Source organism: Marinomonas pontica, from assembly GCF_026191375.1.
Classification (GTDB): Bacteria; Pseudomonadota; Gammaproteobacteria; order Pseudomonadales; family Marinomonadaceae; genus Marinomonas; species Marinomonas pontica.
The window spans coordinates 1-21,871 of the sequence record NZ_JAODTL010000013.1; the positions used below are offsets into that span (position 1 = coordinate 1).

At 46.3% G+C, this 21,871-nt stretch carries 17 protein-coding genes and 2 pseudogenes; 4 read left to right on the top strand and 15 right to left on the bottom strand.

Features of this window, described 5'->3' with window-relative positions:
• The 8 genes and pseudogenes from N5P32_RS01615 to N5P32_RS01650 all read right to left on the bottom strand — a co-directional run.
• On the bottom strand, positions 1 to 502 hold a 502-nt coding region (locus tag N5P32_RS01615; protein WP_265727459.1), incomplete at its 3' end, for a response regulator.
• 84 nt (positions 503 to 586) lie between these two features.
• Positions 587 to 1,440 (bottom strand): annotated as a pseudogene (gene ubiA, locus N5P32_RS01620) (4-hydroxybenzoate octaprenyltransferase).
• On the bottom strand, positions 1,437 to 2,012 hold the full coding sequence (locus tag N5P32_RS01625; protein WP_265727460.1) for a chorismate--pyruvate lyase family protein: 576 nt from the start codon (positions 2,010 to 2,012) through the stop codon (positions 1,437 to 1,439). Before N5P32_RS01625 ends, ubiA begins: the two are co-directional and overlap by 4 nt.
• Before the next feature lie 8 nt (positions 2,013 to 2,020).
• On the bottom strand, positions 2,021 to 3,289 hold the full coding sequence (locus N5P32_RS01630; RefSeq protein ID WP_265727461.1) for an HDOD domain-containing protein: 1,269 nt from the start codon (positions 3,287 to 3,289) through the stop codon (positions 2,021 to 2,023).
• Positions 3,290 to 3,386: 97 nt separating this feature from the next.
• Positions 3,387 to 4,166, bottom strand: a complete 780-nt coding sequence (locus N5P32_RS01635; RefSeq protein ID WP_322783802.1) for an amino acid ABC transporter ATP-binding protein — start codon at positions 4,164 to 4,166, stop codon at positions 3,387 to 3,389.
• Positions 4,167 to 4,188: 22 nt separating this feature from the next.
• On the bottom strand, positions 4,189 to 5,289 hold the full coding sequence (locus N5P32_RS01640) for an amino acid ABC transporter permease (protein ID WP_265727462.1): 1,101 nt from the start codon (positions 5,287 to 5,289) through the stop codon (positions 4,189 to 4,191).
• Positions 5,290 to 5,299: 10 nt separating this feature from the next.
• Positions 5,300 to 6,475, bottom strand: a complete 1,176-nt coding sequence (locus N5P32_RS01645) for an amino acid ABC transporter permease (RefSeq protein ID WP_265727463.1) — start codon at positions 6,473 to 6,475, stop codon at positions 5,300 to 5,302.
• Between the two features lie 110 nt (positions 6,476 to 6,585).
• On the bottom strand, positions 6,586 to 7,611 hold the full coding sequence (locus N5P32_RS01650; protein ID WP_265727464.1) for an amino acid ABC transporter substrate-binding protein: 1,026 nt from the start codon (positions 7,609 to 7,611) through the stop codon (positions 6,586 to 6,588).
• A gap of 554 nt (positions 7,612 to 8,165) precedes the next feature.
• On the opposite strand from N5P32_RS01650, the gene lrp reads away from it, so the two are divergent.
• The gene (gene lrp / locus N5P32_RS01655; protein WP_265727465.1) at positions 8,166 to 8,642 is read left to right on the top strand and encodes a leucine-responsive transcriptional regulator Lrp; all 477 of its coding nucleotides are present in this window, start codon (positions 8,166 to 8,168) and stop codon (positions 8,640 to 8,642) included.
• Between the two features lie 24 nt (positions 8,643 to 8,666).
• On the opposite strand, the pseudogene recG reads toward lrp, so the two are convergent.
• Together recG and N5P32_RS01665 are read right to left on the bottom strand one after the other, a co-directional pair.
• Positions 8,667 to 10,749 (bottom strand): annotated as a pseudogene (gene recG / locus N5P32_RS01660) (ATP-dependent DNA helicase RecG).
• A gap of 9 nt (positions 10,750 to 10,758) precedes the next feature.
• Positions 10,759 to 11,664: a hydrogen peroxide-inducible genes activator gene (locus N5P32_RS01665; RefSeq protein ID WP_265727466.1), complete on the bottom strand. Its 906-nt coding sequence runs from the start codon at positions 11,662 to 11,664 to the stop codon at positions 10,759 to 10,761.
• Positions 11,665 to 11,774: 110 nt separating this feature from the next.
• On the opposite strand from N5P32_RS01665, the gene N5P32_RS01670 reads away from it, so the two are divergent.
• The gene (locus tag N5P32_RS01670) at positions 11,775 to 12,620 is read left to right on the top strand and encodes an NAD-dependent epimerase/dehydratase family protein (RefSeq protein ID WP_265727467.1); all 846 of its coding nucleotides are present in this window, start codon (positions 11,775 to 11,777) and stop codon (positions 12,618 to 12,620) included.
• Between the two features lie 75 nt (positions 12,621 to 12,695).
• On the opposite strand, the gene N5P32_RS01675 is transcribed toward N5P32_RS01670, so the two are convergent.
• The 4 genes from N5P32_RS01675 to gmk all read right to left on the bottom strand — a co-directional run bounded on the left by N5P32_RS01675 (position 12,696) and on the right by gmk (position 16,219).
• On the bottom strand, positions 12,696 to 13,082 hold the full coding sequence (locus N5P32_RS01675; RefSeq protein WP_024024215.1) for a RidA family protein: 387 nt from the start codon (positions 13,080 to 13,082) through the stop codon (positions 12,696 to 12,698).
• A 24-nt stretch (positions 13,083 to 13,106) separates the two neighbouring features.
• Positions 13,107 to 15,251, bottom strand: a complete 2,145-nt coding sequence (locus N5P32_RS01680) for a RelA/SpoT family protein (protein ID WP_265727468.1) — start codon at positions 15,249 to 15,251, stop codon at positions 13,107 to 13,109.
• A 62-nt stretch (positions 15,252 to 15,313) separates the two neighbouring features.
• A complete protein-coding gene (rpoZ, locus tag N5P32_RS01685; RefSeq protein WP_265727469.1) occupies positions 15,314 to 15,538 on the bottom strand; it encodes a DNA-directed RNA polymerase subunit omega in 225 nt (74 codons plus the stop codon).
• A gap of 57 nt (positions 15,539 to 15,595) precedes the next feature.
• Positions 15,596 to 16,219, bottom strand: coding sequence for a guanylate kinase (gene gmk, locus N5P32_RS01690; RefSeq protein ID WP_265727470.1), 624 nt, complete (start codon positions 16,217 to 16,219; stop codon positions 15,596 to 15,598).
• Positions 16,220 to 16,470: 251 nt separating this feature from the next.
• Between gmk and N5P32_RS01695 the strand changes: the two genes are divergently transcribed.
• Together N5P32_RS01695 and N5P32_RS01700 are read left to right on the top strand one after the other, a co-directional pair.
• The gene (locus N5P32_RS01695; RefSeq protein WP_265727471.1) at positions 16,471 to 18,675 is read left to right on the top strand and encodes an EAL domain-containing protein; all 2,205 of its coding nucleotides are present in this window, start codon (positions 16,471 to 16,473) and stop codon (positions 18,673 to 18,675) included.
• Between the two features lie 49 nt (positions 18,676 to 18,724).
• Positions 18,725 to 20,584, top strand: a complete 1,860-nt coding sequence (locus N5P32_RS01700; protein WP_265727472.1) for a sensor histidine kinase — start codon at positions 18,725 to 18,727, stop codon at positions 20,582 to 20,584.
• Between the two features lie 40 nt (positions 20,585 to 20,624).
• Here the strand turns inward: N5P32_RS01700 and N5P32_RS01705 are convergent, their stop codons facing one another.
• On the bottom strand, positions 20,625 to 21,827 hold the full coding sequence (locus N5P32_RS01705; RefSeq protein ID WP_265727473.1) for an MFS transporter: 1,203 nt from the start codon (positions 21,825 to 21,827) through the stop codon (positions 20,625 to 20,627).
• Positions 21,828 to 21,871 lie beyond the last annotated feature (44 nt).

A 21,871-nucleotide genomic window follows, 5' to 3' on the forward strand; every position in this document is an offset into this window, starting at 1 on the left:
TCAAAAATTTGAGTAAACGGTATTCGGTAGGTCCCATCTCCAAAGGACGACTGCCAATGGTGACGCGTTGGCTAATCGGATCCAAGACCAATCCTTCTATTTCAATTGGTTCATCAACCCCTTGAGGCGTTGCGCGGCGTAGCACAGCTTTGAGTCGAGCAACCAACTCACGAGGTGAAAAAGGCTTGGTAATATAGTCGTCAGCGCCAACTTCTAGTCCTTGGATCTTGTTGTCTTCTTCACTTTTCGCGGTCAGTATAATGACCGGAATTTCTGCCGTCGTGGTGTCTTTTTTGAGTCGGCGAGTGAGCTCTATGCCACTGCCACCTGGCATCATCCAATCAACAAGGATTAGGTCAGGACGGTGATCCACAATAATTTCATGGGCTTGCTGAATGTTTTCTGCTTCCAGATACTCGTAACCCGCCATTTCAAGTGCAATGGCGATCATTTCGCGTATGGAAGACTCGTCGTCAATAATTAATACTTTTTTACCGGTCACAGGATTTATCCTCATCTCAGGAACGGTTTCATTAAAGCGACCTAATGTGACAATTTAGTTAAACTGTCACAACTTTGCCATATATTACATAAAATAGCTTAAAACCAAGCCTATAAAGACACAGTAACCAATCCGGTTATTGTCTAAAAAGGAGCGGAAGCAAGCTTGGCGATCGCGGTCCTTAGCTTGTTTAAACTGTTGATAAAAAGCCCAATACACATTACGAGAGACACAAAGTATAGCCAATGGAGTTCGGCTAACACACCTATCCATGTCAATAAAGACAAGGTGAATCCCTGTAAACACACAATGATGAACAAATCGTAGCGTCCAAAGAGGATGGCGGTTGATTTGATGCCGATTTTTAGGTCGTCAGGGCGATCGGTCATCGCGTAATAAGTGTCGTAGGCGATTGTCCAAAAACAGTTTGCTACAAACAGCATCCACAGCTCTGGGTCGGTAAGTGCGCCACCTTGTGCACTGTAAGCCATTGGAATGGCCCAAGAAAAAGCCAAACCCAGAAAAAGCTGAGGCAGATGGGTGTATCGTTTCATGAATGGGTACAGAGCAGCAAGCCCCAAGCCGACAAATGACAGCAAAATGGTTTGTAGGTCGGTAAACAATACCAAGACAAAGCTTAATATCGACAGTACACCAAACAGTAAAAGCGCCTCTTTTTCAGACACTCGCCCCGATGGTAATGGTCGATTTTTAGTGCGATCTACAAAGCCATCAACTTTTCTGTCGGCGTAATCGTTAATGACGCAACCTGCTGAGCGCATGCTGAAAACGCCTAAGATAAAGATAATCACCAAATGCCATTGTGGCATGCCATCGGCCGCCAGCCATAAAGCCCACAGTGTTGGCCACATTAATAAAAATGAGCCAATTGGACGGTTAAAGCGGGTTAGTTCGGCGTAATCTTGCAGCTTGTTCATAAGAATCCAGACAAAGGTTTTACGTGGTTGAGTTCATCAAAAAATGCTTCATTGACCAAAATTCCTGGTCCAAATTGGTGAAACACGGAGCGCCGAGCCCAGACGGCTTGCGGTTGATGAGGGAACATGGATTTTGGCAGTTGTGTTATTTCAATGCCACTGCGAATCAAGGCGCGATGCTGAAATAGATAGCCGCCCAAAGGCTTGTCTTGCAGGTGTTTGACTTGGCGCCAATGACCTTTTAAAGACTGAGCAGGAATAATGGATCGGGCGTAGATCAGAGGGATGCCATCGACTTTTAGCAACACGGTACGAATTCTGGCGGCTTCTCTTGGGCGCAGTTTAAGGCGCTTTTTCTCTCTCGCTGTTGGTGTTCCCCATGAGTCTTCTAAGACCTCGACAGTGAGTGTGCCAAGGCATTTAAGGCGAGCGGTGAGAGAATCATGAGTAATAAGCCAAGGCCATAAATTCTGCGTAACCTTTACTTTGTTAACACGATGTACCGGTGCCCAGCGATAGTCGAATTGCTGGGCGGCAGACGCGTTCATGACCGCTTTTTTCTTCACTGTCATACGAAAGGTTATGCGTTCATTTTGTTGATTAGGGCGACCATTTTGTGCAGCTCTGCTGATTTTTGGTAAATCTGATCTCGGCAGGACTCAGCTTCTTCAAGCGATAACCCTATTTCTAATAAGACGGACGGCTCAATTGTACCGTTATGGCGCAATTGATAGGAGACATACAGCAGCTTGGCTAGCATGGCGTGTTCTCCATAATAATGTGGTTTTTTGCTGTAGCGAATGGCCATCCAAATATTGTCTGGTAAGCTCCAGTAACGCAGCAGCCAAGACCCAAGTTGTTCTTTGGTGAAATGCAGAATCTGCATCTCAATGACGTCGGAAGGCAAGTGAGCATTGGCTTCTTGATAGCGAGACAAAATCGAAAAATGCGGCGGTAAAATGGTGCTAATGGCCAAATAACCAAAGTTATGAAGCAAGCCTGCAAGGTAAGCGTGGCCTAGCTTTGGTCGATCCTGAACGGGCATAGATTTAACCAACGCCTCCATCAACACAGCATTGGAGACAGAATCCAGCCAAAAATCTTCGTAATGTCGAGGGCCATCTTCTGGTGCTTGGAACGCGTTGCCCATAGACAGGCCTAGCGCGAGGTTCATCACCATGTCAAAACCGAGAACACGAATAATAGCGTCTTCGACCGATTCAATAGAACCCGGAGCGCCGTAATAGGGCGACGATGCCCAGCTAATGACTTGCGCGGCTAAGCTTGGATCTAATGCAATCACTTCGCACAGCTCGTCCGTGCCAGCGGATTTATCGGTCGACAGGCGAATAATGCGGTGTGAAGACGCGGGCAATGGCGGGATTTCTAGGGTTTCTTCGATGCGCTGTTTCAATCGAATGGATTGAAAACGCCCGAGTGCTTCTAAAATTTGTTCTTCGTCGTCTTCGTGATTTTCTACGGAAGGCTTAATGAGTTGAGCGTTAATCGAGATGTTTTCGAATCGGTTCAAAGGACCGGAGAACATATTTTCCAATTCGGCGGAGGTGATGTTGCGATATTGTCCACCGACCTTGGTGCGAATTGAAAAGACAGATTCTTTCAACATGCTGGCTTCGAGCAGAGTGTTCACGCTGTTCGGCTTGATTAATGGGTCGCCAGAAACATGGTAGTGGTTTACAGGCTCAAAGCGACGTTTGGTGATACGAGACACCGCTGAGATATCTAGCATATTGCTTTCAGGAAAAATAACCTGCAAACGACCTGTGTGGTCGGCTAAATGCACCACACGAAGTTTTTGAGCTGGCTGAAGGTTAATGGAGGCTTCCATGATATTTCCTGTAATGAATGACGACGATAAAAAAAGCCCCAATAAGGGGCTTTGAGAATATAACAGATTTTAAGTTTCAGTTCTGAATACTAAGTGATTAGTGATTCAAAATTTGGCTTAAGAACATCTGAGTACGGTCGTGTTGAGGATTTTCGAAGAACTCGTGAGGCTCGTTAGCCTCGACAATCTCACCGGCATCCATGAACACAACGCGGTCAGCGACGGTTTTAGCAAAGCCCATTTCGTGTGTTACACACACCATGGTCATGCCTTCTTCCGCTAGCTGAACCATGACGTCCAATACTTCTTTGATCATTTCAGGGTCAAGTGCAGAAGTTGGCTCATCAAACAGCATGATGCGAGGCTGCATGCACAAACCACGAGCGATCGCCACACGTTGCTGTTGACCACCAGATAACTGGCCTGGATATTTCAATGCTTGGTTAGCGATTTTTACGCGTTCCAAGTAATGCATCGCCATTTCTTCCGCTTGCTTTTTAGGCGTTTTACGAACCCAAATTGGCGCCAATGTCAGGTTTTCTAAAATGGTTAGGTGAGGGAACAAGTTAAAGTGTTGAAACACCATGCCCACGTCTTTACGGATCGCTTCGATGTTTTTCAAGTTGTTGTTCATCTCAACACCATCGACCAAGATCGTGCCTTTTTGGTGCTCTTCAAGACGGTTGATACAACGCGTCATGGTGGATTTACCAGAACCAGAAGGACCACACACAACAATGCGCTCGCCTTTTTTGATGCTGAAATTTATGTTCTTTAGTACATGAAAATCGCCGTACCATTTGTTTACATCGTTAAATTCGATGATTGCTTCTTCGCCCTGCGCTAGTTGGGCACGAGCCATATTTGTATCTGTCATAATAAAGACCTCAAATTCTTAACTAATTTCGCTTGTGCCCAGTTTCTAACTTACGCTCGAGAGCCATACTATAACGTGACATACCAAAGCAGATAGCCCAATAGATAAAGCCTGCAAAAGCATAACCTTCAACCGTTGTCCCTAGCCAGTTTGAGTCATGGTTAGCGGCTTGGATTCGACCTAAGAAGTCAAACATACCAACGATGTATACTAGGGTTGTGTCTTTGAACAAAGCAATGAAGGAGTTCACGATACCCGGAATAACCAGCTTTAGAGCTTGTGGCAAAATCACAAGAATCATCGACTGCCAATAGGTTAATCCCATGGCATCAGCGGCTTCATATTGTCCTTTTGGAATGGCTTGTAAACCACCACGTACTACTTCGGCCATGTAAGCGGCAGAGAATAGCGTGATACCAATCAGTACACGCAACAACTTGTTGAAATTCAGGCCTTCCGGCAAGAACAATGGAATCATTACGGACGCCATGAACAAGATGGTGATTAACGGTACCGCACGAATGGTTTCGATAAAGACCACACACACAGACTTTGCAATGGGCATCTCAGAACGTCGACCAAGCGCGAGCACAATCCCTAATGGGAACGACGCCACAATACCGATCACACCGAGCAGTACGGTAAGGAAAAGACCACCCCACAAAGAGGTTTCTACTTTTTCTAGGCCGAACACACCGCCAGCAAACAAAAAGTAAGCCACGATCGGATACACCACGATAATCGCGATAGAAAGGTACAGTTTATTGACTGCCTTGATAGCAAACGCACCGACCATCAATACCAGCATAATGACCGCTAAATTGATGCGCCACGTTTCAGCTTCTGGGTATAAACCATACATAAACTGATCGAAATAGACGGCTATAAAGGCCCAACATGCGCCACCAGCCGTACAAGATGCCTTAGAAGTCCCTTCCCACGTTGCATCTATGAATGCCCATTGTATAACTGGAGGCAGCAACAAATAGATAACATAAGCGCTAAAGAACGTGAGAAAGATATTCAGCGGGGACGAAAATAGATTTTGACGAACCCACGCGACAGCCCCAACAGACGTCACTGGTGGTGGAAGGCTAGGGGACGGTTTAAATATAATAGTCATGATTTACCTCCTAGCGCTCTACTAATGACATTTTGTTGTTGTACCAGTTCATGAATACCGAAATCGATAGACTTAATGAACCATACACCAACATACAAAGACCAATGGTTTCAATCGCCTGACCTGTCTGGTTAAGCGTTGTGCCCATTACCACCGCAACTAACTCTGGGTAAGCAATGGCGGCGCCCAAAGAGGAGTTCTTCGCTAAGTTCAAGTACTGACTGGTCAGAGGTGGAATAATGACACGTAAAGCTTGAGGTAAAACGATGAGTCGCTGAGTAAGATTGTCACGCAATCCCAAAGAGCGAGCCGCTTCGGTTTGTCCCCAGTTTACAGACAATATGCCTGCACGAACGATTTCAGCGATAAACGCACCAGTATAGGTAGATAGCGCCACCAATACGGCGACAAATTCTGGTGGTAACACCATTCCGCCGGTTACGTTAAAACGACTTTTCTGTGGTAGATCAAACTCAATTGGAAATCCTGCGATGGCCAAGAATAGGAATGTGATCCCTACAATCAAGCCAAGAGAAGACCAATACGCTGGGAACCACAAACCGGTTCTAGTTTGACGCTTTTTAGCCCAAATAATAAGGCCAACCGCGGCGGCGATTGAAAGGAAAAAGCCAAAAATAACCAAACCAAATCCATCTTGAGTGATTGGATTCGGAGAGTAAATACCACGTTTGTTCAGTAAAAAGTCAGCAAATTCGTAACTGTCACGTGGCGCTGGCAGTGCCGCAAGAACCGCAAAATACCAAAAGAACATTTGCAGCAGCAATGGAATGTTACGCAAGGTTTCAATATAAACCGTAGCCAAACGTGCCACTAACCAGTTTTTTGATAATCGTGCCAAGCCCATGACGATGCCAATCACGGTGGACAAAATTATCCCCAATAAGGAAATAACAAACGTATTGATGAGGGCAACAACAAACGCGCGTCCGTAAGTATTGGCTTCAGTGTATTCAATAAGGTGAATAAGGATTGGAAAGCCAGCAGGTTCATTGAAAAAGGCAAAACCTGTAGAAATTCCTCGGTTGTCTAAGTTGGCTTGTAGGTTGCTAAATAGGTAGTAACCCGCAAAAACCACCATAGCCAGCAGCACAATTTGAAAGATCATGGCACGAGTGCCAGCATCATTCAAAAGGCTGTTATTACTAGGATTAGTATTTTCGCTCATCTTGGTTCAGGCAATTAAATGCTCGTCAGATGTGTAAGAAAGGGGGAGAAACTCAGCGGCTGTTATGTAGCCGCTGAGCAAATACCCAAGCAGGTAGGTCGCTTTAGGTATTAACGAACTGGTGGCGCATACATGATGCCGCCCGCTTCAGTCCATAGTGCATTCAGACCACGTGGAAGATCTACAGGAGTAGATGGACCAACGTTACGTTCGAACACTTCACCGTAGTTACCTACTTGAGCGATAACGTTATAAGCCCAATCTGCTGGTAGACCTAGCTGAGCACCCATATCGCCTTCAACACCTAGTAGACGTTTGATGCCTGGGTCTGTTGTTTCGCTCTTGATCTTAGCCACGTTTTTAGACGTGATGTTCATTTCTTCCGCGTTAACTTGAACGAACATGGCCCAAGTTACGATGTCTTTCCACTGGTTGTCGCCGTGACGAACGACAGGACCTAATGGTTCTTTAGAAATAGTTTCTGGCAAGATCACGTGTGCAGATGGATCGGCTAGTTTTGTACGGTGAGCCGCTAGACCAGATTTATCTGTAGTGTATACATCACAACGACCAGAGTCATAAGCCGCTAACGCTTCGTCAGCTTTTTGTACGACAACAGGAACGTAAGACATTTTGTTCTTACGGAAGAAGTCCGCCATGTTCAATTCAGTCGTAGTACCCTGCTCAGTACACACTGTTGCACCAGCAAGTTCTAATGCTGAGTTAACACCCAAATCTTTACGAACCATGAAGCCTTGACCGTCGTAGAAGTTAACCGCGGTGAAGTCTAGACCTAGAGACGCATCACGCGTGTAAGTCCACGTTGTGTTACGAGCAAGAACATCGATTTCACCAGACTGTAGTGCTGTGAAACGTTCTTTCGCTGAAAGAGGGGTGAATTTTACTTTTTGGCCGTCGCCAAAGATAGCGGCAGCAGTAGCACGACATGCGTCAACGTCGATGCCTGACCAGTTACCTTTATCGTCTGCATTTGAGAAGCCTGGAACACCAGTACTAACACCACATTGAACAAAACCTTTAGCTTTCACGTCATCTAACGTTGCAGCAGCTGCGCCAGCACTGATAGTTGCAGCGATCGCGGCAGTCGAAAGTAATTTAGTAACATTCGATTTCATTGTATTGAGCCTCCCAGGCGTTTTATATATGTTGTTATCTTGCTGAATTTTACAGTTCAGAATTGTAATCTCAGTATTTATTGTCTAAGCAAATTTGATGCCAACATGTAATTATTCTTGTTGTAGGGTATATGCAGACGATTCCTCTAAAAGATCGCCACATCCCCCTATAGAATTACTCTTTTGAAGTGTAGTCAAGGATAAAATCTCATCTCTATGATAGGAAATGCGCATTTATTACACTTTTTTTGTTGAAAAAGCACAATGAGCTCATTAAAAAAAACGGAATGCATTTCTTCTGAATGTCAGAGTTCATGAGGGTTTCAAAGCATCTGAAATTCTATCGATGCACGCAAACAGGGCGCTTTTAACTTTTTTGTAAGTATTTATTGCTAAAAGTTAAATTTATGCATTCTTTTGGTGCGCCGATGAATTTTGTTGTGCTTTATTTGAATAACCTTACGCAATATATTGAATAAAGCACTTTCCATAATTTGCAATCTGCATGGTAGACTTGGACATTACTTGAAGGCATGTAAGGAGATCCATACCAGATGGATAACTCAGCAAAACCCCTTGATCGCTTAGACAAAAAAATTCTTCGTGAGCTGCAAATCAATGGTCGCTTATCAAATGTGGAGTTGGCGAGTCGCGTTGGACTGAGTGCCACGCCTTGTTTAGAGCGTGTGCGTCGTTTGGAGCGTAACGGTTACATTACCGGTTATTGCGCGCTCGTTAATCCCAAAAAAGTAGACGCTGGATTGCTTGTGTTTGTTGAGATTCGCCTTAAAACAACATCCCCTGAAGGCTTCAATGAATTCAAAGCCGCTGTGACTGAAATTCCAGAAATACTAGAGTGCCATCTCATTGCTGGGGACTTTGAATATCTGTTAAAAGCGCGCGTATCGAATATGGATTCGTATCGTCTTTTGCTTGGTGAGACGTTGTTAACATTGCCGCACGTTCGTGAATCTCGTACTTATGTCGCAATGGAAGAAGTGAAAAGCACCACCGTGGTCAATATTCCCTAGTTCCCCCATTTTTTTAGCGAGCGGTTACACATTAAGGTATTGGTCGTGGTTGGGAAGCCACCTCGACAATAACGGCGATACTCTGTCAGGGTATCGGCTGTGTAGCAGGCTAGCGGCCTTTTGAACATCATCCAGCAAGTTCTTATCACGTTGTAAATCCGCTACTTTGAATTCCCATAGGCCGGTTTGTCGTGTACCGAGTAATTCCCCTGGCCCGCGTAATTCGAGGTCTTTTTCTGCGATTTTAAAGCCGTCACTGGTTTCTCTCATGGTAGACAGTCGCTCTTTACCTTGTTGTCCCAGTGGCGCTTTATAAAGCAACACACAATGGCTGGCGGCTTGACCTCGCCCAACGCGTCCACGCAGCTGATGGAGTTGCGCCAGCCCGAGTCGTTCTGGGTTTTCGATGACCATTAAGCTGGAATTAGGCACGTCGACACCCACTTCAATCACAGTGGTCGCGACCAGCAATTGAATCTCGCCTGCTTTGAATTTGGCCATGATGTCGGCTTTTTCTTGTGCTTTGAGTCGACCGTGTACCAAGCCAATGGACAAATTGCCCAATTGTTCTTGTAGCAAAATCGCCGTGTCTTCAGCGGCTTGGCGTTGCAGGGCTTCTGGATTCTTCAATCAAGGTACAAACCCAATAGGCTTGTTTGCCTTCTTCACAGGCGCTCTTTACTCGATCAATGACCTCTTGGCGACGCTGATCCGATACCACGATGGTGTTGACTGGCGTTCGTCCGGGTGGAAGCTCATCAATGATGGAACAATCTAAATCCGCATACGCTGACATGGCTAGGGTACGAGGAATGGGAGTGGCGGTCATGATGAGCTGATGAGGCTGAAAGCCATGTTTCATGCCTTTTTCTCGTAAGGCCATGCGTTGGTGTACGCCAAAGCGATGTTGTTCATCAATAATCGCCAGCGCCGAACGGTCAAATTCAACCGTATCCTGAAACAGTGCGTGAGTGCCGACCACAATGTGCGCGGCACCTGAAGCGATGTCGGCGAGCTCTTTTTCTCGCACTTTGCCTTTGAGTTTTCCAATCATCCACGCGACGTTAAGCCCCAAGGGTTTGAACCACTGACGAAAGTTATTGTAATGCTGCTCTGCCAGTATTTCGGTGGGAGCCATGATAGCCACTTGATAGCCTGCCTGTACGACGGACGCAGCAGCTAAAGCGGCAACCAAGGTTTTCCCTGAGCCAACATCTCCTTGTACTAAGCGCAACATCGGATGACCTGCGCCTAGGTCTGTGAGAATCTCTTGAAACACTCGGCTTTGCGCATTGGTGGGCGAGAAGGGCAATTGTTGCAACAGTCGTTGGCTTAATTCACCTGCGGTTTGAACCTTAATTGCGGCATCTTGTTTGGCTTTCGTGCGTTTGCCTATTAAGGAAAGCTGATGCGCCATCAGTTCTTCGAAAGACAACCGGTATTGCGCAGGATGGCTGCCTGATCGCAGCAATTCGAGGTTGGCTTCTCTCGACGGGTGATGCAGAAAATGGATGGCATCACTCAGTGGCGGCAGGCTGAATTGCGTGCGGATTTCATCGGGTAGCCATTCTTGTAAATTGTAAGGCGTTAAACGCGCTAGCGCTTGTTCACACAGTTGGCGAATCTTGGTTTGCGTTAAACCTTCGGTCAGGGGATAGATGGGCGTGAGTTGTGCTGTCTCCTCCTGTGTTTCGTCCTCGCCAATGACTTTGTATTCTGGGTGATAGATTTCGAACCCTGTGCTGCCGCGGCGAATCTCACCAAAGCAGCGCACGCGTTTGCCGGCTTCCAGCTGTTTCTTTTGCGCGGCGGAAAAATGAAAGAAGCGTAAGCACAGGGTGCCGGTATGATCCTTAATCCGACACAGCAAACTGCGGCGTTTGCCCATTTTTATTTCGCTGCCTGTAATCTGGCCTTCAATAACAGCCTCGTCACCAAACCGCAGCAAGCCGATCGGCACCACGCGCGTTCTGTCTTGGTACCGGATCGGCAAATGAAACAGCAAGTCTTGTACGGTGTGGAGATGCTGCTTGGCGAGCTTCTCTGCCATGGCATCGCCGACGCCTTTTAGCTCGCGCACATCCTGAGTATCTAATCCATCCATCATGCTGTTGGCTTATAAATCCAGATGCTTGCAAGCTTCACGAATGGATTGGCTGACCACTTCGATTGCTTTTGGTCGAGGGAAGCTGGCGCGCCACGCCAATGCCACGGTGCGTTTAGGAGCAGGTGCAGTGAATGGGCGAACTTCCAAAAGATCATGATTGATATTGGTCACGGCGGATTTTGGTAACACCGTCACTCCCAACCCTGACGCCACCATGTAGCGAATGGTTTCCAATGAACTGCCGTTAACAATGGTGCGTCCTTCATTGAACTCGCTGTCGCTGACAATCGGGCACGCTTCTAATACTTGTTCACTAAAGCAGTGACCTTTGCCAAGTAGCAACAGATTGTCGGTAGAAAGTTGATCGGTCTCTATGCTTTTTAATGCTGTCCAAGGGTGTTTTTTGGGCATCAAAACCACAAATTCTTCTTCATAAATCGGCTGTGTGACGACGTCAGGCTCACGAAATGGCAAGGCGACGATAATGGCGTCTAACTCGCCGTTACGCAGCTTAGGACGCAAGTTTTCAGTGAGGTCTTCTTCGATGACTAAGGGCATCTCTGATGTGGCATTGTGCAGCGCAGGAATCATAAACGGGAACAAATACGGCGCAATGGTATAAATGGCTCCGACACGAAGCGGGCCTTTTAGTTGGTTTTTTCCAGAGCTGGCCAGTTCTTTGATCATGTTGGCCTGATCCAACACTCGCTTGGCTTGGGTGATGATTTGCTCGCCTAGTGGGGTGATGTAAACGGAGCTTTTGCTGCGTTCAAAAATCGCTGCACCAAGCTCTTCTTCAAGCTTTTTAACGGCAACGCTAAGCGTTGGTTGTGACACATAACAGCGATCGGCAGCGCGACCGAAATGCTTTTCTTCTGCTAGCATTACAATGTATTTCAATTCCGTTAATGTCATAGCACACCCTCTGACGTGGTCGATTCATTGTTAATAACTATGATAATACATATTTTGATAAAGTATACTCGTTACGAATATTTCTGTACTAGGTTGTCGGGAGAACGCGCATGGCAAACATTCTTATCGCAGGGTGTGGTGATTTAGGGTCGGACTTGGCCAGTGAGTTGGTGTCACAAGGTCATCATGTAACGGGCATACGTCGCACGCAGTCTGTGTTTCCCCATGGTGTGGAAGGCATCACAGGGGATTTGCTTGAGATGGATGACAGCATGCTTCCTGAGGCGGATGTGGTGTTCTTAATCATGACGCCAAATGGGCGCAATGAAGTGGCTTACCGTGCCGCGTACTTTGACACGGCGCAAGTATTAGTCCGTCGATACAAAAATACCGATCAGCCACCCACTGTGTTTTTTGTCTCCAGCACCAGTGTCTATGGTCAAAGCCAAGGGGAGTGGATCGACGAATCAACGCCAGCTCAGCCATCATCGGTAACCGCTGAGGTATTGCTCGACACAGAGCGACTGTTGGCGTCGGCTTTTGCCAGTGTGGCCGTTCGCTGCTCTGGCATTTATGGAGCGGGTCGCTTTCGGCTGCTCGAAACGGTATTAAGCGGAAAGGCATGGGAAGCGAACAGCTGGACGAATCGTATCCATCGTGATGATGTGGTTTCTGCTCTGGTGCTATTGGCACATTGCGCGCTGAGTAAAAAAACACTGCCAGCTCATGTGATTGTGACCGATCAAACACCTGTGTCTATGTGGGAAGTGAAGCTGTGGTTAGCGACGTGTCTTGGTGCGAATGTGGCGGTGAGCAATGGCGAAGGCTTTGTGCCCACGTCAGGAAAGCGCATTCAAGGCCAATACCTTTTCTCACAAGGGTGGCGCTTGCGGTATCCAAGTTATGTCGCGGGTTATCATGGCTTGCTCGATGCGTTTCGCGCACTGAAAAAATAGCCATTGCGAGGAATGTCAGCCACAAAAAAAGAGGCCTCGGCCTCTTTTTTTGTGGTCAGTATCAGAGCGAAGCGTTTAGTCTTCTAACACCATGATACCTTCGATTTCCACTTGTACGCCTTTTGGCAACGCGCGAACACCCATTGCTGCACGAGCTGGGTAAGGTTGCTTAACGAACTGAGTCATGACTTCGTTAACCGTTGCGAAGTTACCCAAGTCCGTCATAAAAATGTTGAACTTCACTACGTTTTCTAGAGAGCCACCAGCGGCTTCACACACGGCTTGTAGGTTTTTGAAAACCTGAGTGGTTTGCTCCACGATGTCTTCGCTGATGACTTCCATGGTTTCTGGCACCAAAGGGATTTGGCCAGACAGATACACTGTGTTACCTGCGCGAACCGCTTGAGAATATGGTCCAATTGCCGCTGGTGCGTTTTCAGTGTGAATGACTTGCTTTGACATAAATACGTATCCTATTTTAGAAGATCATTTAACAGTAAAGGTAGATGAACTTAGCGCCCAACAATGGTTTCTCGGCTGACCTTTTCCACACATCAGAACCGCTTTGATGCGGCGCATAACATCGGCGAGGCCAACGCGGCTGGAAATGGTAATGTTCAATCGTAAGCGACTGACTCGACCACGTTCAATAATGTCCAAATTGGACACTTGGAAATCCGTATCACTGATCGAGCTGGCAATCTTAGCAACCGCACCGCGTTCATTAATGTAAGTCACGATCAAGCTGATGTGCAGCTCTTCTTCGATCTCTTTGCCCCATGACATATGAATAAAACGCTCTGGATTAGAAAGATGATCCTGAACGTTAGGGCAGTTGAGATGATGAATAATAATGCCTTTATCGACCTGAACATAGCCCACAATGGGGTCGCCAGGAATGGGTGCACAACATTTCGCATAGGAAATGAGCATGCCTTCAGAGCCATTAACCTTAAACGATTTTGGCGTGATTAAGGTGTCTTCATCTATGTTCGGGAACAGCTCACGCGCCACAAGATAGCCCACATGACGACCCTTGCCGATGGACTCTAATAGATCATCCAGCGAGCTCAGTTGGTGCGTGGCCAATACTTGTGAAATTTGCTCGGTAGTCAGCTCTTCAATGTTGGTTTTAAACGCATTTAACGAACGAGTGAGCAAGCGATGACCAATCGATATGGCATTCTCGCGTTGTTTGTCTTTTAGATAATGACGAATATTTGTACGCGCTTTGCCGGTAATCGCAAAACTTAACCAAGCGACATTTGGCTGAGCGTTTTTCGCGGTAATGATTTCAACCGTTTGGCCACTTTCTAGCTGTGTACTTAGTGGTGCAAGACGGCGGTTAATTCGGCAAGAGATACAGGTGTTGCCGATCTCGGTGTGCACGCCATAGGCAAAATCAACGGGGGTTGCACCAGAAGGCAATTCAATAATTTGCCCATTCGGTGTGAAAACATACACTTCGTCTGGGAATAAATCGCTTTTCACGTTGTCGACAAATTCGACGGGGTTGCGTGCTTTTTGCTGGATTTCCAGCAAGCTTTTTACCCATTTTGTCGCGCGGTCATGGTTGCTAGGCATGCTAGATGTGCCGCCGACCTTGTATGCCCAATGGGCCGCAATGCCGTTATTGGCCACCAAATCCATTTCTTCTGTGCGTATCTGGACTTCCATCGGAATGCCGTTGGTGCCTAGTACCGTCGTATGAAGAGATTGGTAACCATTGGATTTTGGAACCGCAATGTAATCTTTGAATCGACCTTCAATCGGTTTGAACAGCGCATGAATCACGCCGAGGATTCGATAACAGCTGTCGTGTCGATCGGTGACGATGCGCACGCCCATCACATCCATGATTTCATCTAAAGACCGACGCTTCTTGTCCATCTTTTGATAAATGCTGTAAATGTGTTTTTCACGAACGCTGATACTGGCTTCTATGTAGTCTGCCGCGAGTTCCGATCGAATGGTGTCTTCCAGCTTTTGGGTGTCTTTAATGCGCTGCTGGCCATATTTTTTGTGGATGGCACGTTGAAGCATGCGTGCGCGCATTGGGTAGTAAGCTTGAAAGGCAAGGGATTCTAAATCTACCCGAACGTTGTACATACCCAGGCGGTTTGCAATAGGCGCATAAATGTCTAATGTTTCACGGGCAATACGGCGTTTTTTGTGGGCAGGCATGGCATCAAGTGTGCGCATGTTGTGCAATCTGTCCGCTAACTTAACCAAAATGACGCGAATGTCATCGGCCATGGCCATGGCCATTTTTTGGAAGTTATGGGCTTGTTTCTCAATTTGGCTATTGAATTCTAAGTGAGTCAGTTTGCTCACACCATCGACCAAGCCTGCTACACCTTCTCCAAATTGCTCGGTGAGTGCTTCGCGGCTGATGCCAGTGTCTTCAATAACGTCGTGCAGAAGCGCCGCAGTCAGTCCATCACAATCCATTCGAAGTTCCGATAGAATTTCGGCGACAGCGAGAGGATGGGTGACATAGGGCTCGCCACTTTTACGTCGTTGGCCATCGTGGGCTTGTTCGGCGTAATAGTAGGCACGTTTTACCTTCGAGACTTGCTCGTAAGGCAAATACTGACTCAAGGTCAGTGCTAACTCTTCAATGGTATACATCGCTCACCTCACTAGGGCAAAAAGGAAGTGCGACTGTTGTGATCTGAGCGACACCATAGAGATTAAAACTCGTGCAATGGGCGCTTTTGCTGATCAACATTCTTGGCGTTGATCAGGTTATCTGCGATTTCACGTAGTGCAACAACAGTAACTTTGTCGCCTTCTAAAGGCACTTTTGCGTCTTCGCCGCCAGTGGCAAGTTGACGAGCGCGTTTTGACGCGACCATCACTAGTTCAAAGCGGTTATCAACATTTTCTAAACAATCTTCTACGGTAACTCGAGCCATTTTGACCTCTGTGTTCGGTTATCTATTTTTCCAAGGGTAATTCTACTTAACGGCTTCTTACAATGACAAGAGATCATTTATAAGAATGGTATTTTTTTCTTTCATTACAGTGGTTTTCGAGCGCATTGCGGTGAAAATGGACTGTAATTGTGACAAGGCGGTATCGAAGTCGTCATTGACGATCACGAAATCGTATTCATCGTAATGCGACATTTCATTAACGGCTTTGCTCATGCGTCTTTGGATGACGTCATCTGCGTCGGTTCCTCGACCACGTAAACGCTCTTCAAGAGAGGCCAGCGACGGTGGCAGAATGAAAATCCCCATGGCGTCAGGGTAAAGTTGTCGAACTTGACGCGCCCCTTGCCAATCAATTTCTAAAATGACATCCAAGCCGTCTTCAAGCATGGTGAAAATCGATGCCTTTGATGTGCCGTAATAGTTATCAAACACTTGGGCGTGTTCGAAGAAGGCATCTTCCGCAATCATATCTAAAAAGTCTTCAACGTCTGTGAAATAGTATTCTCGACCGTGTTCTTCGCCGGTTCTTGCTGCGCGAGTGGTATGAGAAATAGATATTCGCACCTGGCTGTCTTGACTCAATAGCGCCTTGTATAAGGTCGATTTACCGGCACCAGAAGGCGCAGATAAAATGAATAAATTGCCTTTATGTTTGTCCATGGGGTTTTTTTAATCCGCCTGTCGATGTCTTTTTCAACGTTTTACTATATCACAAACCTACGAAGCAAATGTGTGTTCTTGGTAAAGACAATAGCGTGTATTCTTTATAACGTCATACAAATTGAAGAGAATGCCTGGTTACAAAAAATTTCTTAAATATTGAAGAGATTTGCAAAAATATCACTACTCTTAACGGAACGTAATCATCGTTCTAATTTACACCGCAAGTTAAAAATGGAAGGGAAACGAAGATGGATTTACCCTCTAATGACAATCCAATACTGCTGACGCCTACGCCCAGACACTATTGCAAAATCTTGTCTGTAGAAGACGATCAAGACTATCAAGAAGCCTTGCTTAACGGTTTAAGCGCGTTGAACTACGACAATAAAGAGGTTGAGTTTTTGACCGCCTCTTCTGCGGCGGATGCCGCCACTGTCATCGCGGCAAATCCAGATATATCGGTCATGTTTTTAGATGTGGTGATGGAGACCGATGTGGCGGGTTTGCGTTTAATTCGCACTATCAGAGAAGTCATTGGGAACGATCTGGTGCGAATTGTATTGCTTACTGGTCAGCCAGGTATGGCGCCAGTAGATGATTTAATTGATCAGTATGATATTGACGATTATTGGTGCAAAGCAGACCTGACTCAGTCGCATTTACAAACCATCGTACTGAGTAATTTGCGTACGTGGGAGCACCTTTCCGACATGAAGGAAGCACGCCATGGTATGCAACTGCTATTGGCCTCCAGTCAAAGAATCGCCTCAAAAAGCGACATCGTTGAATACACACACTCCATTCTAGAAGAGGTAGGGCAACTTCTAAAAATAAACAGTGGCGGCATTGTCTGTTTTCTTCACACCGAAGACGATCTGATTGAGCACGCTCGAATTGTGGCAGCCAGTGGGGAGTTTTCATCCCATGTACACCGAGATTTGTTGTCGGTTGCCAATAAGGAGGAGGTGCTTAAAGGGGCCGTTGAACAAGCGAGCAAACAGAAAGGTCATGTGTTTCTAGAAGGCTTTTCTGTGTTGTATTTCTCGAATAAAGAATTGGATGGCCGAGAATACATGGTCGTCGTGAAATTGAATCGAGCATTGGCTGCAAATGAAATTAACCTGTTGCAAATTTTTTGTGAAAATATCGGTGCAGGGTTTCGGAATGTGGCGTTGCATAACAAGCTTACTGAGCTAGCTTACGTTGACCCTATTTTAGGGCTTTACAACAAAAACTGGCTGTTACGTGAGATTCGTAACATGTTGTCTTGGGAGCGAGAAAAAGCCACGTTGTTAATGGTATACGTGGATGATTTGGCGTACACAGAATCGGTGCTTGGAGCCAAATATTGCGACCAGCTTATTTTGTCGCTTTATGATCACCTAAATGAATTTTTTGATAAAACCGCTGATATTGCTTTGTTGGAACGGGATACCCTGATGTTGGTTGTCTACGACAACCAAGACTACAACGAGTCCTCTTTAGAACGAATCATACATACCAATATTAAGGTCGAAAAGGCCACACACTCGCTTGATTTGACCATCAGCTCAGTAAAGTTTTCCGAATTCTCTTCTTATAATCCAGAGCAACTGATCAGTGTCGGAAAAAGTACGTTGGCAAGAGCGAAATACGAAGGTGTGGCGTATCTGGCCTTTTGCAATGAATTGGCCTCTGCCATGTTCGGCCGTTATGAGTTACTGCAAGATTTACGAGAGGCGATTCTAAACAATGAAATAGTGCCGTATTTCCAGCCCAAAGTGAGCCTGAAAGACAATGCCTTAATTGGCTTCGAAGCGTTAGCGCGATGGGAACACAAGACGCGCGGCTTTATCTCACCAGAGCTGTTTATTTCTTTGGCCGAAAGCAGTGGACTGATTGATAAGTTGGACCGGCAAATGTTGCGTCAATCGTGCCGAGCAATTAAGGCGCTTAAAGGGATTGGTATCAATGTGCCCATTTCGGTGAACGTGGCGGGCAATGAAATTATCCGCCCAGACTATTTTTCTAATTTTAAAACGATTCTTGAAGAAGAGCAGGCACCTGCTGAATTGATCGAATTAGAGATTACTGAGTCGCAATTGATTAATGAAAAAGCCACCATAAACAGGCATTTATCGGCGCTAAAAACATTGGGCGTGCACACGAATATTGACGACTTTGGCACGGGGTATTCTTCCCTAGCGTATTTGTCTACTTTGTCAGTATCGACGTTAAAAGTGGACCACAGTTTTGTGTGGCAAATGGAAGAATCAGAAAAAGATTTTGAAATCCTGAAAATGATTATTGAATTGGGCAATATATTGGGCTTGAGTGTTATTGCAGAAGGCATTGAGACCGAACAACAAAAAGCGCATTTGCTAAGTCTAGGTTGTGAGAACGGCCAAGGCTATTTGTTTGCTAAGCCAATGTCTTTGGAAAATACCATTCACTGGGTTCAATCTGGCCAATAATTCGATGACACTAAAAAAGTATTTCGGACGCAAGAAAACGCAAATATTTATGTGCATGTCTGCCATTGCCGTGTTCATCTCTGTACTGAGTTTTGGCAGCTACCGTTACTTTTTAGACAATAAAATCAGTCAGCTTGCTTGGACTGAATCGGAGGTGTTGTCACGTAGCGCGAGCGCTTTTAGTCGAGAAATTGGCCATATTAAGCGTGTGACCTTGCTACTACGCAACAGTGTGAATGCCCGCCTGATATCTCAACAGGCTCCAGCGTCCGACCAGATGGCATCGAGTGATGATTGGAAGGCGCGAGTCGCAGATGAATTTAGTCGCTTTGCGCAGACGTCTCGCTTGATTTCACAAGTGCGCTGGATCGCGCCAAATGGTCAGGAGTTAGTTCGTATTAATGCCCAAGATGGTGTGATCACCCGTGTTTCAGAGTCTCAGCTGCAAGACAAATCGGATCGAGGCTATGTGAAAAACGCCCCTCGTGTTGGAGACAACACCGTTTACATCTCGTCACTTGACCTCAACATAGAAAATCAAGAAATTGTGCGACCCTTTCAACCGACGGTTCGTGGGGTGGTTCGTATAGACGGGAATATGCCCGGCATTCTGGTGGTCAATTATGACCTGACAAAGCTATTTGAGCTGATGCGTTCGTTCAGCGGAGATGGCGTGAATTTGGAAATATTGGATGCGAATGGATTCTGGATGCTGTCGTCCAACAAAAGCCTTGAATGGGGCGGCATTCTTTACCCGCAAGATGCGCGATTTAACATAGCGACTCACTTTCCTGAGATTTGGCAAGAAATAAACGCCATCGATGGATTGGAAAGAATCTTCGACGACAACCGATTATGGGGGTTGCTAAAACTACATATAGACGAAGAAGAAGTGGTGAAAGAGGGGACAAAAGTACCGTTACTGTATTTTGTCGCCCAGTCTCACGCTGAAGTATTCGCTCTATGGCAAAGGACGATGCTTGCGACCATTGTGGTCATTGCGAGTATCAGTTTTTTGATGATTGCTTGGCTGGTGTGGCGTCAAATCGTAGTGCAATTCGAAACCTATCGATTGTTGAAATTGCTCCAGCAAGAAAAAGAGCAAGCCGAGCTGGCAAACCAGCAGCTACGTTTGACCAATTCACGCCTCGTGGATTTGCAGGATGAATTGGTCGAGACCAGCAAGCTATCGTCGTTAGGACTCATGGTAGCAGGGCTGGCTCATGAAATGCACACACCGTTGGGCGGCGTCAGAATGGCGTTGTCGTCGTGCAAAATTTGGCTGGATAAAGAGTCGGATTTACTCTCTAAAAAAGCAGCGGAAGGCATGAACAATTCGCTTTCTATTGCCGAAAAAAACCTTCTTCGAGCACTGGAGGTGGTCTCAAGCTTCAAACGTATTGTGTCAGATCGAACGGCGCAGGAAACCCAAACCTTCTTTTTTCACAATGTTGTGAGTGACATTATGTTCACTTACAAGCCTGTGCTAAAAAAACGTCCAGAGATTAAAGTACACATCGATGTACCGCAAAATATCAAAATGTTGGGTTTTCCGGGAATCATGTCGCAAATACTGCAAAATCTGATCGATAACGCGCTAGACCACGGATTTCAGCGATTGGACAAAGGGTTGATCACGCTCACTGCGAAACAGGACGCCGACAATTTGGTGCTGATGCTCAAAGACAACGGTCGTGGTATTTCCCCTGAAATGAAAAAACGTATTTTTGATCCATTTGCTACAACAGGGCGTACGAATAAACACACAGGGTTGGGCCTTCACCTGGTTAGCCAATGGGTGAGCGTGCTGATGAAAGGTCACATTGACGTTGAGTCCGAGGTGGGTGTTGGAACAACGTTCACGTTGACTGTTCCATTGGAGCAAAAAATCACAGAAGAAGAGAACTGATCTGGGATTTTTTGCCAAACCAAATGGGATAAGTGGCGGCTTATTGTTTTGGCTTAGGGCTTGCGATCCAGCCTAACACTAACCACACGAAACAAATCGCTAACATCACAAACAAGGGCAATGTCCAAGATTGATGCCAGTCGAACAGTGCGCCTATCATCACTGGCCCAATTGCGGCCAATGTATACCCAATCAACTGCGCCATACCCGACAGAGCCGCTGCTTGTTTTGGGCTGTGGGTTCGTAAACTCACAAATGACAAGCCCAAAATAAACCCCATGCTGATGCCAAAACCAAACGATACACACCATAGGGCCGACCAACTTGGCACAAACAAAAAACCGGATAGACTCACCAAGGTCAAGCCCGTCGAGAACAAACAAAGTCGTCGGTGACTGCCTAACTTATTGATAAATGGCGCCAAAATAAGCGACGGCAGCGCCCCCGCTAATTGCAAATAACCTTGATACAAGCCCGCAGTAGAATCGCTGTAATTGTGGCTCATCAAAATGGCTGGCACCCACGCCACCACAATGTAATTCAACAACGAATTCACCGCTAAGAAACCAGCCACTTGCCACGCTGTCAGCGAGCGCCAGACACTGGACGCGGTATCAATTTGACTGTCTTGTGGCGCTTGGTGCTGGGTTATTTTGCAGCTAAACCACACCACCAAAGGCAATATAATCAGCGCACTTTGGCACGCTAATGCAAATGACCAGCCTGATATGGGCAAATCGAAAGGCGACTGTTCTGCGTACACGCTCAAAGGGACCGCAAAACTCGACATCAAAAAACCACCAATGCTCATCATCAACACGTATATCGCCGTCAGCTGAACCACATACTGGGGGAATTCACGTTTCAGCAAACTGGGCAGCAGCACATTGCCAATCGCGATCCCTGCACCAATCAACACGGCACCAAGGTACAAAGTGCTGATTGAACCAAACGTTCGGATCATCATACCCAGGGCAATGAGACCCACGCCTGACGCCAAAATGCGTTCAATGCGAAAGTGCTGCGTTAGCCAAGACGCCACTGGGGCAAACACCGCAAACGCCAACAAAGGCAAGCTAGTGAGCAACCCCAATTGGGAACTGCTCAACGACAAATCCAAACTAATTCGTTCTAATAATGGCGGTAGCCCAGTAACCGGACCACGCAAACTCAGTGCGACTAAAAAAATAAATAATAATAAATACGCAGCGTCATGTTGCGCTAAGCGTTGTAATGATTTCATGAATATTCCACTAACAGTCGACATCAAGGTGGGTTGTTGAGCGC